The sequence below is a fragment of the Pararobbsia alpina genome, assembly GCF_965118125.1.
GTDB classification, from domain to species: Bacteria; Pseudomonadota; Gammaproteobacteria; order Burkholderiales; family Burkholderiaceae; genus Pararobbsia; species Pararobbsia alpina_A.
The window spans coordinates 3,790,305-3,803,051 of the sequence record NZ_OZ221287.1; the positions used below are offsets into that span (position 1 = coordinate 3,790,305).

Annotated in this window: 12 protein-coding genes and 1 tRNA gene; 6 read left to right on the plus strand and 7 right to left on the minus strand. The window is 63.1% G+C overall.

Annotation, left to right across the window (positions count from 1 at the left end; translation table 11 throughout):
• The first annotated feature begins 69 nt into the window (after positions 1-69).
• The 3 genes from ACMFWR_RS16375 (at position 70) to ACMFWR_RS16385 (ending at position 1,904) form a co-directional block, all read left to right on the plus strand.
• A tRNA-Leu gene (locus tag ACMFWR_RS16375) sits at positions 70-154 on the plus strand.
• Between the two features lie 1,053 nt (positions 155-1,207).
• On the plus strand, positions 1,208-1,654 hold the full coding sequence (locus ACMFWR_RS16380) for a DUF3331 domain-containing protein (protein WP_413192652.1): 447 nt from the start codon (positions 1,208-1,210) through the stop codon (positions 1,652-1,654).
• A 1-nt stretch (position 1,655) separates the two neighbouring features.
• Entirely contained in the window at positions 1,656-1,904 is a 249-nt protein-coding gene (locus tag ACMFWR_RS16385; protein WP_413192653.1) for a transposase, read from the plus strand.
• Here ACMFWR_RS16385 and ACMFWR_RS16390 read toward each other — a convergent pair.
• Entirely contained in the window at positions 1,891-3,108 is a 1,218-nt protein-coding gene (locus ACMFWR_RS16390; protein ID WP_413192654.1) for an MFS transporter, read from the minus strand. The genes ACMFWR_RS16385 and ACMFWR_RS16390 overlap by 14 nt on opposite strands.
• A 264-nt stretch (positions 3,109-3,372) precedes the next feature.
• Here ACMFWR_RS16390 and ACMFWR_RS16395 point away from each other — a divergent pair, with 264 nt between their 5' ends.
• Entirely contained in the window at positions 3,373-4,086 is a 714-nt protein-coding gene (locus ACMFWR_RS16395) for a pseudouridine synthase (protein WP_413192655.1), read from the plus strand.
• A gap of 17 nt (positions 4,087-4,103) precedes the next feature.
• Here ACMFWR_RS16395 and ACMFWR_RS16400 read toward each other — a convergent pair whose 3' ends face one another.
• A complete protein-coding gene (locus ACMFWR_RS16400) occupies positions 4,104-5,024 on the minus strand; it encodes an NAD-dependent epimerase/dehydratase family protein (RefSeq protein ID WP_413192656.1) in 921 nt (306 codons plus the stop codon).
• Between the two features lie 118 nt (positions 5,025-5,142).
• Here ACMFWR_RS16400 and ACMFWR_RS16405 point away from each other — a divergent pair, with 118 nt between their 5' ends.
• Both ACMFWR_RS16405 and ACMFWR_RS16410 read left to right on the plus strand, forming a co-directional pair.
• Positions 5,143-6,174, plus strand: coding sequence for a CDP-6-deoxy-delta-3,4-glucoseen reductase (locus ACMFWR_RS16405; protein ID WP_413192657.1), 1,032 nt, complete (start codon positions 5,143-5,145; stop codon positions 6,172-6,174).
• Between the two features lie 14 nt (positions 6,175-6,188).
• Positions 6,189-7,376: an acetylornithine transaminase gene (locus tag ACMFWR_RS16410; RefSeq protein ID WP_413192658.1), complete on the plus strand. Its 1,188-nt coding sequence runs from the start codon at positions 6,189-6,191 to the stop codon at positions 7,374-7,376.
• A gap of 199 nt (positions 7,377-7,575) precedes the next feature.
• Here the strand turns inward: ACMFWR_RS16410 and ACMFWR_RS16415 are convergent, their stop codons facing one another.
• The 5 genes from ACMFWR_RS16415 to ispH form a co-directional block, all read right to left on the minus strand.
• Complete coding sequence (locus tag ACMFWR_RS16415) at positions 7,576-8,280, minus strand: ABC transporter ATP-binding protein (RefSeq protein ID WP_413194932.1); 705 nt, start codon at positions 8,278-8,280, stop codon at positions 7,576-7,578.
• 20 nt (positions 8,281-8,300) lie between these two features.
• On the minus strand, positions 8,301-9,074 hold the full coding sequence (locus ACMFWR_RS16420) for an ABC transporter ATP-binding protein (protein WP_413192659.1): 774 nt from the start codon (positions 9,072-9,074) through the stop codon (positions 8,301-8,303).
• Positions 9,075-9,095: 21 nt separating this feature from the next.
• The gene (locus ACMFWR_RS16425) at positions 9,096-10,259 is read right to left on the minus strand and encodes an ABC transporter permease subunit (RefSeq protein WP_413192660.1); all 1,164 of its coding nucleotides are present in this window, start codon (positions 10,257-10,259) and stop codon (positions 9,096-9,098) included.
• A 19-nt stretch (positions 10,260-10,278) separates the two neighbouring features.
• Positions 10,279-11,229, minus strand: a complete 951-nt coding sequence (locus ACMFWR_RS16430; protein WP_413192661.1) for a branched-chain amino acid ABC transporter permease — start codon at positions 11,227-11,229, stop codon at positions 10,279-10,281.
• Positions 11,230-11,789: 560 nt separating this feature from the next.
• Positions 11,790-12,731, minus strand: coding sequence for a 4-hydroxy-3-methylbut-2-enyl diphosphate reductase (gene ispH / locus ACMFWR_RS16435; protein WP_413192662.1), 942 nt, complete (start codon positions 12,729-12,731; stop codon positions 11,790-11,792).
• Between the last annotated feature and the right edge of the window lie 16 nt (positions 12,732-12,747).

Here is a 12,747-nt window from a genome sequence, read left to right on the forward strand (position 1 = left end):
CTTTCGGCCATAATCGCCCTCTTCGCGCGCAGCCGTCCGTGCCACGCGCACAAAAATTCAGCACAAGCTGCCCGGGTGGTGAAACAGGTAGACGCAGGGGACTCAAAATCCCCCGCCGCGAGGCGTGCCGGTTCGAGTCCGGCCCCGGGCACCATCAGCTTCTGTCTCTTCGTCTCTTTTGTCGACATTGCAACCGGACATCCCGGTGGCCATCTGACGTCTCCGACACCTCGTTCGTGACGACTCGTTCGACACGCCAATCGGATGGCAATCGGATCGCGTCAACTTGCGTCCCGAACGATGCAAGGCGAATCACGATCTGCAACTCCCCAAGTCACACACCAAGACGATCGGTCATCGTGAATCGGAATCACGAACGCATCGGCGCCCTGCAGGCTTCGTTATTCCCTGCGCTTTTTTTACATTCGCACGACGATGCATGGCGACATACATGTTGCGTGTTCCAAACGCAAAAGCGCGTGCCGTGCGCACTACGCTTCTGACCGAATCGACAGTCGATACGGCATCTGCCTGCTGCATGTATACATCGCGCTGACCTCCGTCCGACGTACCTGATCCCGGCACCGGTACGGTGCACGTTCGCGAGACGCACTGATGTTAAAGGCCGACATCGCAATCGATGCGCGCCACATTCCATCGAACGACACCTTGCTGCATATCGCGCCAACGATCTCGCTACTCGATCTGTGCATACGCAGCCAGTGTTCGATGTATACACGCGCGGCACGCATCCGTATCAAGCGCATTTGTATGACACCAATATGGCCGATCGGCTCAGTTTCGCGCACATCATTTTTGAAGCCATCGAACAGTGTTCGACGAGATCGCGACGATCATACTCAAGCATGAGACTCACACCGTTTTCGCACGCACGACATGCGCGGTGAATCGCCCGGCCCATAAGGCTCCGGGGCCTGTGTGACATGAGTACTGCCGAACATACGTAGAACGCGCGTGTGTCAGCGCGAAGCACTCATACCAACGTATGCAGCCCTGCCCCGTGCGATTTCGAAATCGCCGTGCGGACTGAAAAGACCGCATAAGGCCTCGTCTTCATACTGAAATCGCTGCCTGATCAATTCACTCACACACACACTGCATGGGCACCCCACCCTGCTTCGAAAACCGGCAGCGTTCAGGACATTCGTGATCGCGGATCTTGAGCACAATGAACGGAGCGATATCCATGAAAAGCAACGTACTCGTCAGCGGCGACCCGTGGAAGGGCATTCTTCATTGCCTCGTTGAAATCTCCACTGCCGGACCGGAGTGCACCAAGCACACGGTGAGCGCATCGCGTTCGCTCGCCTCGCGCGATGCGGCCAATGATCGCCGCCGTTATCAGATCGATGCGCAAGACGACGGCAGCCACTCGGCACGCATCGTCAACGTGCTCGACCGTCTCAGCGAACGGACGGTTGCCGTGTCGTGGCGCGATTCGACGTCGTGCCACTACAACGACCAGATCTGGCGTGTAGGCATCGCGCGTCAGCCGGGTTGCTGCGCGATCACCGGCATGCACATTGAACCCGGCGACGCGATCTATCGCCCCATTCCGACTGTGCCCGCACCGCTGAACGCACAGGCCATGATTCTGGCGAGCGCATTGACGCGCGTGCGCGCCGAGCTGTGAGATGACCACGCTGTTCAACAAGGCCGCCCCCGAATGGCATAGCGCCTGGACGCGGCCCGTCGTCAAACAGCGTCTGTCGCGCGATCAGAAGCTCGCGATCGTGCGTGAATGCCTGTTGCCGGGGCAAACCATCCCGATGGTCGCGTATCGCCATGCGATGGATCCGAACACCCTCACGCACTGGATCCGGCTTTATGCGGCCGGCAGCTGGCGCATGGGCATGTCGAGCGTCAACATCAGGACGAACTGAGCGCGCGGGCGCGCGCCACGCGCGACATCACGACGCCTGACACTGCGGCGATCGTGCCCACGAGAAACACAGACGGATAGCCGTAATGCGTGGCCAGTACGCCCGTGATCGGGCCCGTCACGCCGTATGCCACATCCTGGAAGGCCGTGAATCCGCCCATCGCCGTACCGCGGCTCGTGGGCGGAATCGTCTTGAGTGCTTCGACGCCTAGCGACGGGAACACGAGCGAACAGCCGATGCCGGTGACCAGCGCCCCCGCCAGCGCCACCGTTTCGTTCGGTGCGAGCCAGAGCAATGCCTGGCCGATCGCTTCGATCAGCATCGACGCCGCGGCCACGTGATAGCCACCGATGCGGTCAGGCAAGTGGCCGAACAGGATGCGCATGAACGCAAAGGCGACGCCGAAGCACGTCATCGCAAGCCCGACGTGAACCCAGCCACGCGACGTGAAATACAGCGAGGCGAACGCGCCGATCGTCGCGAAGCCCACCCCCTGCAACGCAAGCGCCACGCCGCCCTGCCAGATCAGGCTCAGCACACGCCGCAACGGCACGCGCTCGCCGTGCAGCGCCTCGACTGCCGGTACGCCGTATGCCACTACACCCGCAATCAGCGGCACGGCCGTCGCGCCCAACGCCACGTAGGCGAAGCCGCCGGCGTGGTACAACGCCACGCCCAACGGCGCACCCAGCGCCAGCGACCCGTACAGCGCCATCCCCGTCCACGCGATGGCCTTGCCGGCACGCGGCTGCCCCGCCGTCGCGATGCTCCAGGCGAGCGTGCCCGTGACCAGCTGGCTTTCGCCAAGTCCGAGTACGAGACGCCCGGCGACGAGGACACAGAATTTGATGTCGGCACTCACCGGTAACCATGCGGCAACGGCGTAAACAATCCCTGCGCACGCGCAGGTCGCCACGCCCTGGAACATGGAGCGTTTGCCGCCTTTGTGATCGGCGAGGCGCCCGGCATAGCCCCGCGTGAGCACCGTCGCAAGAAACTGGATGCCGACGGAGACGCCGACCGCGAAGTCGCCGAAGCCCAGCGAATGCTTGACGAAGATCGGGATGACCGGAAGCGGCAGGCCGACACACAGGAACCCGATGAACAGGGCCGCGGTCAGGCGCATCATGCGCGGCTCCGGCGGCATCGCCGCGGTGGTATCGGCTGCGGCAGTCTTCGGTGCGACGGCGTTCGATCCAGACATGCAGACTCCGTGGGGCACGCCGGGGCGTGCGAATCGTGCGGCAGTGGGCAATCAGGCCGAGCCGGTCGATGCCGGCTCAATGAAGTACGTCCATGATAAAGACCTTCGGCCCGAGCGGTATATCAGTGCTGACCAATCTTTCGGTGTGGCGGGTAATGTGCAGCGCGGGACGCAACGGGGGCGACGCTCAACCTCGCCGACTTACCCTATGCACTCAAGCCTGCGAGGCCGTCATGCCCCGAGGCCCGTGCTACAGTCCGGCCGATGATTCTCGAACGCATTCTTCATTCTCAAGGCTTCGGTACACGCCGCCAGTGCCGCGCACTGATCGAAAGCGGCGCAGTCACGATCGACGGCGCCATCGTCGACGACGCTGACGCCGCATTCAGCCCCGAAGGGCTTGCGTTCACCATCGACGGCACCACCTGGACGTGGCGCGAGCACGCGTATCTGATGCTGCACAAGCCGGCAGGATTCGAATGCTCGCGCGATCCGCAACACCACGCGAGCGTCTTCTCGCTGCTGCCTCGGCCGCTCGTCGAACGCGATGTGCAGTGCGTCGGCCGGCTTGACCAGGACACAACCGGTCTGTTGCTGCTCTCCGACGACGGCGCCTTTATTCACCAGAACACGTCGCCCAAGCGCAAGGTACCCAAGCGATATCGGGTAACCACGGCCCGGCCGATCGAAGATGCGCAGATTGAAGCGCTGCGAGAGGGCGTGCTGCTGCGTGACGAGAAAGCCCCCCTCGCGGCGCTCGCAGCGGAGCAGGAATCGGCACAAACGCTGGTGCTGACGATCCAGGAAGGCAAGTACCACCAGGTCAAACGCATGGTTGCCGCCACGGGCAATCACGTCGAAGCCTTGCATCGCGAGGCGATTGGCGCACTCGAATTGCCGACGTCACTCGAACCGGGGCAGTGGCGCTGGCTCGATACCGCGGACTTCGAGGCGTTGCGGCCGCGCGCTCAGGGCTAGATCGAGCGTCGGTACCGCTAGCCTTCCGAATCCAGAAAGTCGTGAACCGTCGGGAAGCGCAAGCGGTAGCCGAGTTCCGTCTTGAGCCGCCGGTTGTCCAGCTGCCGCGACTCGCGCATGAAGCTAAGCAGCGCCGGCTCCAGCTTGTGTTCGGCCTCGGCGCGCGCAATCCGCGGTGGTCTCGGCAGCCCCTTGCGGTCGGCGACGAGATCGAAGTAGTCGGCCATCTTGAGGCGGGTGTCGTCCGCTGCCAGATACACGCGCTGAGGCCGGCCCGCCCGCGCGGCGCGGATCATGATCGCGGCCAGATCGTCGGCGTGGATGTGACTCGTGAACACGTCGTCGTCCGCGGCCAGTGCGGGCGTGCCCTTGCGAAGCCGCTCGACCGGCAGCCGATCGCCTGCATAGATGCCGGGAATGCGGACCACACGTACGTCAACCGACGCCCGCGCCCCTGCCGCGCGCCACGCGCGCTCGGCCGCGACGCGCCGCACTGCGCGCGCATTGGTCGGCCGCACAAGCCGGGTCTCGTCGACGTTCGCGCCCACGCAGTCCCCGTAGACACCGGTCGTACTCGCGTAGACCACGGTCGCACGGCGCCGCTCGGGTACAATGACCCCCCGTCCGCGCCTGCGGGAAAGCGCTGCGATCAGCGCCTGGGAACGAGGGTCGACGGCCCCCGTGGCGGGTGGCGGTGCAAGGTCGAGCACCATCGGCGCCAGCGCCGCGGCGCGCAACAGACTGCGCCGCCGGTCAAGGTCGCCGGGCACCGGCATTGCACCCGCTTCACGAAGTGCCGCGACACGCTCGGGAGCGGTGTCCCGGGTCAGCGCGTACACACGGTAGCGCTCGCTCAGCAGCTTCACGCAACGCAGGCCGACGTGACCCGCACCGACGATCAGCACGCGCGGGCGACGAAGTTTTCGGGTTCGAATCATGGTCCGGCATTGTAGCCGCTCCACCGCGAGCGGCCGATGGCATCGGACTGCGGTATCGGGATTGCGGCCTCGGGCCGCAATGATTTTCTCTATTGCAATGGTTTTCGACTGACGCGTTATGGCATTCAATGTGACGATCCGGCAAAGCGGCCGGCAATTCCAGGTCGAGGGCGACGAGCCGGTTCTGACAGCAGCGATCCGGCAGGGCATCGGCCTTCCGTATGGGTGCAAGAACGGCGCATGCGGCTCGTGCAAGGGCGCAGTCCTGTCGGGCGAGATTGACCAGGGCCCCCACTCGTCGTCGGCACTCACGAACGACGAGAAGACGCGCGGCAAGGCGCTGTTCTGCTGCGTGACCGCCAGGTCGGACCTCGAGATCGATATTCGCGAGGTGTCGGGCGTAGGCGACATGCCCGTCAAGAAGCTGCCCTGCCGCGTCAACGCGATCGAACGCGTCGCCGACGACGTCGTGGTGCTCAAGCTTCAGTTGCCCGCCAACGAGCGGCTGCAATATCTGGCAGGCCAATACGTCGAGTTCATCCTCAAGGACGGCAAGCGCCGCAGCTATTCGATGGCCAGCGCGCCGCACCACGAAGGCCCGGTCGAACTGCACATCCGCCACATGCCCGGCGGCGTGTTCACGGACCACGTGTTCGGCACGATGAAGGAGCGCGATATCCTGCGCTTCGAGGGCCCGCTTGGCACGTTCTTCCTGCGCGAAGATTCCGACAAGCCCATTGTGCTGCTCGCCTCGGGCACCGGCTTCGCGCCGATCAAGGCCATCATCGAGCACGCCATCCACAAGGGCATCACGCGCCCGATGACGCTCTACTGGGGCGCACGCTCGAAAAAAGACATTTATTTGGCCTCGTTGGCAGAAAAATGGGCGTCCGAACTGCCAAACTTCCGCTTCGTTCCCGTGCTGTCCGAGCCGACCGAAGCCGACGCATGGACGGGCCGCACAGGGTTCGTTCATCGCGCCGTCATCGAGGACCTGCCAGACTTGTCGAACCATCAGGTCTACGCTTGCGGGGCCCCGGTGATGGTTGAATCGGCTCACCGGGATTTCAGTGCGCACCACGGCCTTCCGGCCGAGGAATTTTTTGCGGATTCGTTTACGAGCGCCGCGGACCTGGTCAACGCCGTCTGAGGAGTGAACCGACCATGAAGTTCAATGACTACCCGATCGATTCGCTGATGTACATCACGAACCGCCCCGACATCGTGTTCACGCGCGGCGAGGGTTCGTGGCTCTACGACAATAACGGCAAGCGTTATCTGGACTTCATTCAGGGCTGGGCGGTCAACTGCCTCGGTCATTGCAACCCGGGCATGATCAAGGCGCTCGAGGAGCAATCGCGCAAGCTGATCAACCCGAGCCCGGCGTTCTACAACGAGCCGATGACGCGGCTGGCGAACCTGCTGACGGCCAACAGCTGCTTCCAGAAGGTGTTCTTCGCCAACAGCGGCGCGGAAGCCAACGAAGGCGCGATCAAGCTCGCGCGCAAGTGGGGCCGCAAGTACAAGAACGGCGCGTACGAGATCATCACGTTCGACCACAGCTTCCACGGCCGCACGCTCGCGACGATGTCGGCCAGCGGCAAGCCGGGCTGGGACACGATCTACGCACCCCAGGTGCCGGGCTTCCCGAAGGCCGATCTCAACGATATCGCGTCGGTCGAGAAGCTCATCACCGACAAGACGGTCGCGGTGATGCTCGAGCCGATTCAGGGTGAAGGCGGCGTGATTCCGGCAACGACGGAGTTCATGAAGCAGCTGCGCGAACTCACGCGCAAGCACAACATCCTGCTGATCGTCGATGAAGTGCAGACGGGTTGCGGCCGTACGGGCGCCCTCTTTGCGTATCAGCTGTCGGGTATCGAACCCGACATCATGACGCTCGGCAAGGGTATCGGCGGCGGCGTGCCGCTCGCTGCACTGCTGGCCCGCGAGGACATCTCGGTCTTCGAAGCCGGCGATCAGGGCGGCACGTACAACGGCAATCCGTTGATGACGGCGGTTGGGCTGTCGGTGATCGAGCAACTGATCGCGCCGGGCTTCCTCGAGACCGTGCGTGAGAACGGCGAGTATCTGAAATCGAATCTGTTGCAGATCTCGGCCGACTACGGCATGAACGGCGAGCGTGGCGAAGGCCTGCTGCGCGCACTGCTCATGAACCACGACAAGGGCAACCAGATCGTCGAGCGTGCGCGTGACATGCAGCCGGATGGCGTGCTGCTGAACGCCGCGCGCCCGAACCTGATCCGCTTCATGCCGGCGCTGAATGTCACCAAGGGTGAAATCGGTCATGCACTGAGCGCACTGCGCACGGTGCTCAACGAGCTCGCGTAAGCGTAGCGCCAATCACCGCCCAGCGAAGCAGCAAAGACGAAGGCCCGGATCCAAGGATTCGGGCCTTTTTGTTTGGGTGGCACCGACGTGCCGCGTCTACGCATGGCCGCGCGTTTCACGCGCATCAAGCACAAAGGGCTCGAACCTTGCGGCGCGAGCCCTTCGCGTTTTCGATGCGGCGAACTACGCCGCAAGCGTGTTACTCACCCAGATACGCTGCGCGCACCTTCGGATCGTCGAGCATCTGCTTCGCGTCGCCCGACATGGTGACCAAGCCGGAATCCATCACGTAGCCGCGCGTCGCCGCTTGCAGCGCGAGCTTGGCGTTCTGCTCGACGAGCAGCACGGTCAGGCCTTCCTTCGAGATCTCGCGAACCACCTCGAAGATCTTCTCGACCATGATCGGCGAGAGACCCATCGACGGTTCGTCGAGCAACAGCAGCTTGGGCCGGCTGATGATCGCGCGCGCCATGGCCAGCATTTGCTGCTCGCCGCCCGAGAGCGTACCCGCGAGCTGCGCCGCACGTTCCTTCAGGCGCGGGAAGAAGCCGAACATGCGCTCGACGTCCTTTTGAATGGCGTCGTTGTCGTTGCGCAGGTACGCGCCCATCTGCATGTTCTCGAGGATCGTCATGCGCGCGAAGATGCCGCGGCCTTCCGGGACCATGGCGAGGCCACGCTTGAGCAACTCATGCGGCGGCACGCCCTTGATCGACTGACCGCGATAGATGATGTCGCCGCCGCTGATCGCCTTGATGCCCGTGATGGCCTTCATCGTCGTCGTCTTGCCGGCGCCGTTGGCACCGATCAGCGTGACGAGTTCGCCTTCGCGGACTTCGAGGTCCACACCCTTGACTGCCTGAATGCCGCCGTATGCGACCTTGAGCCCCGAAATCGTGAGCATCGCTGAACCGTTCGTCGTCATCAGTGGCCTCCCCCGCCCAGATAGGCTTCAATCACCTTGGGATCCTTCTGCACGTCTTGCGGCAGACCTTCGGCGATCACCTTGCCGTAGTCGAGCACCGTCATCCGGTTGCACAGGCCCATCACCAGTTTCACATCGTGCTCGATCAGCAGGATCGTCCTGCCGTCCGAGCGGATCTTGTCGAGCAGTCGCGTGAGCTCGACCTTCTCGGTCGCGTTCATGCCGGCTGCCGGTTCGTCGAGCGCAAGCAGCTTCGGATCCGTTGCGAGCGCGCGTGCGATCTCGAGTCGGCGCTGGTGGCCGTACGACAGATTGCGCGCGGTGTAGTCGGCGTATTGCGTCACGCCGACGTACTCGAGCAGATCCATCGCGCGTTCCTTGATTTCCTTCTCTTCCTTGCGCTCCGACGGCGTCTGGAGCACCGCGCCGATCAGGCCATGCTTCGTGCGCACGTGGCGGCCCACCATCACGTTCTCAAGCGCGGTCATGCCGCCGAACAGACGGATGTTCTGGAACGTACGCGCGATGCCGGTCTTTGCCACTTCATGCACGGCGGTCGGCTTGTACGGCGAGCCGTCGAGAATGAAATCGCCCGAATCCGGCTCGTAGAGGCCCGTGATCACGTTGAAGAACGTCGTCTTGCCGGCACCGTTCGGACCGATCAGGCCATAGATCTGACCTTCCTCGATCTGCAGCCCGACATCGGACAGCGCCTGCAGACCCCCGAACCGCTTGTTGACGCCCTTGACGGACAATCGAATGTTTTTACTCATGTTTCGTAGTTCCCCGTCCGGTTAGGCACGCACCGTCTTGTTGCGGCGCGACGCTTTGAGGATCTTGTCTTCGTGCTTCGGCGACGGCCAGAGGCCCGACGGGCGATACAGCATGATGACGACCATGGCCAGGCCGTAGAGCAGCTGACGGATCACTTCGGTATCGAGGATCTGATGGCCGAAAATCATGTTCTGCAGCGGCCCCATCGTCGAGCGCAGGAACTCGGGGAAGATCGACAGCATCACGGCGCCGAGAATCACACCCGGGATGTGGCCCATGCCGCCAAGCACGACGCACGCGAGCACGACGACCGATTCCCAGAACGTGAACGACTCGGGCGACACGAAGCCCTGGAACGCACCGAACATCGCGCCCGACAGGCCGCCGAACGACGCACCCATCGCGAAGGCGAGCAGCTTGACGTTGCGGGTGTTGATGCCCATCGCCTTGGCGGCGATCTCGTCTTCGCGAATCGCGGCCCATGCACGGCCGATACGCGAATGCTGCAGGCGTACGCAGACGAAAATCACGAACAGCGCACACAGCACGAACAGGTAGTAATACAGATAGACCGAAGGCAGTGAAATGCCGAAAAAGCTCTGCGTCTGGTTGAAATTCACGCCGCCGATCGACACCGGATCGACGCCCGTGATCCCCTTCGGCCCGTTGGTCACATTGACCGGACGGTCGAGGTTGTTCATGAACAGGCGCACGATTTCCCCGAAGCCGAGGGTCACGATCGCCAGATAGTCGCCACGCAGACGCAGCGTCGGCGCACCGAGCAGGATCCCGAAGATCGCGGCCACGCACATTGCGAGCGGCACGATCAGCCAGATCGACAGATGCAGGCCGTTCGGGAACAAGGCGGCGATCCACGCGAACTGCGTCGTCAGGTGCGGCGACGACAGCAGCGCCGCGATGTACGCGCCGACGGCATAGAACGCGATGTAGCCGAGGTCGAGCAGGCCGGCAAAGCCGACCACGACGTTCAGACCCAGCGCGAGCATCACGTAGAGCATCGCGAAGTCGAGCACGCGGACCCAGTAGTTGCCGCCGGCAGCACCGATGATTGCCGGTGCGAGGATCACGCCGAGTGCGATCAGCGCCACGCCGAGGTAATGCTTGGCCGTCTTCTTCTCCGGAATGACGGCGGTCGACGGTTCGATCGGTTGAATGGAAGTCATGTCGATATCCCCGTTTGACTTAAGCGCGATCGGCCACACGTTCGCCGAGCAGACCCGACGGACGGAACACCAGCACGACGATCAGCACGATGAACGCGAACACGTCCTGGTAGTTCGATCCGAACACACCACCCGTGAAGTCGCCGATATACCCCGCCCCGAGCTGTTCGATGATGCCGAGCACGACACCGCCGACCATGGCGCCCGCGAGATTGCCGATACCACCGAGCACTGCGGCCGTAAAAGCCTTGAGGCCCGGGATGAAGCCCATGTAGAAGTGGGCATTGCCGTATTCGGACGCGATCATCACGCCGGCGAGCGCGGCAAGCGCCGAGCCGATCATGAATGTCGCCGAGATCACGAAGTTCGGGTTCACGCCCATCAGACCCGCGACGGCACGGTTCTCAGCCGTCGCACGCATCGCGCGGCCCAGCTTGGTCTTGTGCACGAGCAGCAGCAGACCCGCCATCGTCAGGAACGCGACGATGATGATGATGATTTCCGTCGCGGACACGACCGCACCCGGGTGATCGCCCTTGGGCGCAATCACAGTCAGCGGGTCAGTCGGCAGCAGCTGCGGGAAGTTCAACGGGCTCCGGCCCCAGATCATCATCGCGATGGTCTGCAGCAGAATCGACACACCGATCGCGGTGATCAGCGGCGCGAGACGCGGCGCATTGCGCAGCGGCCGGTAAGCGACGCGTTCGATTGTGTACCCGGCCAGCGCACAGACGATCGCCGCAACGATCAGCGCGATGACCAGCGTCGGCACCATGCCCAGCGCGGGAAAATGCGCCTGGAGCACGTTGATCGCCGACAACGCGACCATTGCGCCAATCATCAGCACGTCGCCATGGGCGAAATTGATCATGCCGATGATCCCGTACACCATCGTGTAGCCGAGCGCGATGATGGCATACACGCTCCCTAGTACCAGCCCGTTGATGAGCTGCTGGATAAAAATATCCATCTGACACTCCTTTGCCCGTGCATCCGGTTTGTCTTGATTACCGAGCGGATGGCCCGGACCCCGACAGTGTGCGACGGAACTGCTCGTAGAAAAAAATAACCGGTGCGTCGGTGACACCGACATACGGGCAAGCCCGCAGACGGTCCGGTTCACCACTTACGGCGACGCAGTGCGACCCGTCGAAAGCGCGCGAATTTTACAGCCACATCGGGGGTGAGCAATATTCGTCGCGATGGGGTTTTCCTGCATTGCCGCGAAATGGGTGCCGGTCAGGTGCTACCCCGATCGCAACTCGGTTGCACTTCGACAATCCATAATCCGTCGCAAGGTTGCGCCAGAGTCATGCGCGACGTCAATGCGGGCGACCCCGTAGACGCTTCGCCTGCTCAGGCAAAAAGAAGCACGCATCTGATTGCAAAAAAATATACGCCACGCAAGCACAGCCTGCATGGCGTTGTTTTTCAATCGTAGGACTTATGAGAACAGGCCTTACGTCGTGTCAGGCGATGACGGCCGCTGGAAGCGAACCGTCATGTCCCGGCTCGAGGTCGGGTGCCAGATCAGGCTGCGGTGACGCTGAGTCCGCGCGGCAGCGGGAACGTCACATTCTCTTCGACGCCCTCGAGCGGATGGACCGACGACGCGCCGAGTTCGCGCAAACGGCCGATCACCGCCTGAGCCAGCACCTCGGGCGCCGACGCACCCGCCGTGATGCCGATTCTGCGCTTGCCCGCGATCCATTCCGGATCGATCTGTGCAGGATCGTCGACCATATAGGACGGAATCCCGTAGCGCTCGGCAACTTCGCGCAGGCGATTCGAGTTCGAGCTGTTCGGGCTGCCGACCACGATCACCACGTCGCAGCGCGGCGCCATGAACTTCACGGCGTCCTGGCGATTCTGCGTCGCGTAGCAGATGTCCTGCTTCTTCGGCTCGCGAATGTCCGGGAAGCGCTGACGCAGCGCGCCGAGCACTTCCGCCGCATCGTCGACCGACAGCGTCGTCTGCGTGACGACGGCAAGCCGGTTCACATTCACGACCTGGAGGCGGTTCACGTCAGCGACGTCCTCGACCAGATGCATGCCGTCGCCGCTTTGCCCCATCGTGCCTTCGACCTCGGGGTGCCCCTTGTGGCCGACCATGATGATCTCGTAGCCGTCCTGGCGCATCTTCGCGACTTCCATATGCACCTTCGTCACGAGCGGGCACGTCGCATCGAACACGCGCAGGCCGCGACGCTCCGCTTCACCGCGGATCGCCTTGGACACACCGTGTGCGGAGAAGATGACCGTGCCGCCGTCGGGCACCTCGTCGAGATCCTCGACGAAGATCGCGCCCTTTGTGCGCAGGTCGCTGACGACGTAGGCGTTGTGAACGATTTCGTGACGCACGTAGATCGGTGCGCCGTACAGACTGATCGCGCGTTCGACGATTTCGATCGCGCGATCGACGCCCGCGCAAAAGCCGCGGGGTTGAGCGAGAAGAATCTCAAATTCCGACATGCCTACCTCTCGGAGC

What these genes read in the sequence shown, in the direction of transcription:
- ACMFWR_RS16380 (WP_413192652.1), top strand. Translation starts at nt 1,208, where the DNA reads ATGAAAAGCAACGTACTCGTCAGCGGCGACCCGTGGAAGGGCATTCTT.
- ACMFWR_RS16385 (WP_413192653.1), top strand. Translation starts at nt 1,656, where the DNA reads ATGACCACGCTGTTCAACAAGGCCGCCCCCGAATGGCATAGCGCCTGG.
- ACMFWR_RS16390 (WP_413192654.1), bottom strand. Translation starts at nt 3,108, where the DNA reads ATGTCTGGATCGAACGCCGTCGCACCGAAGACTGCCGCAGCCGATACC.
- ACMFWR_RS16395 (WP_413192655.1), top strand. Translation starts at nt 3,373, where the DNA reads ATGATTCTCGAACGCATTCTTCATTCTCAAGGCTTCGGTACACGCCGC.
- ACMFWR_RS16400 (WP_413192656.1), bottom strand. Translation starts at nt 5,024, where the DNA reads ATGATTCGAACCCGAAAACTTCGTCGCCCGCGCGTGCTGATCGTCGGT.
- ACMFWR_RS16405 (WP_413192657.1), top strand. Translation starts at nt 5,143, where the DNA reads ATGGCATTCAATGTGACGATCCGGCAAAGCGGCCGGCAATTCCAGGTC.
- ACMFWR_RS16410 (WP_413192658.1), top strand. Translation starts at nt 6,189, where the DNA reads ATGAAGTTCAATGACTACCCGATCGATTCGCTGATGTACATCACGAAC.
- ACMFWR_RS16415 (WP_413194932.1), bottom strand. Translation starts at nt 8,280, where the DNA reads ATGCTCACGATTTCGGGGCTCAAGGTCGCATACGGCGGCATTCAGGCA.
- ACMFWR_RS16420 (WP_413192659.1), bottom strand. Translation starts at nt 9,074, where the DNA reads ATGAGTAAAAACATTCGATTGTCCGTCAAGGGCGTCAACAAGCGGTTC.
- ACMFWR_RS16425 (WP_413192660.1), bottom strand. Translation starts at nt 10,259, where the DNA reads ATGACTTCCATTCAACCGATCGAACCGTCGACCGCCGTCATTCCGGAG.
- ACMFWR_RS16430 (WP_413192661.1), bottom strand. Translation starts at nt 11,229, where the DNA reads ATGGATATTTTTATCCAGCAGCTCATCAACGGGCTGGTACTAGGGAGC.
- ispH (WP_413192662.1), bottom strand. Translation starts at nt 12,731, where the DNA reads ATGTCGGAATTTGAGATTCTTCTCGCTCAACCCCGCGGCTTTTGCGCG.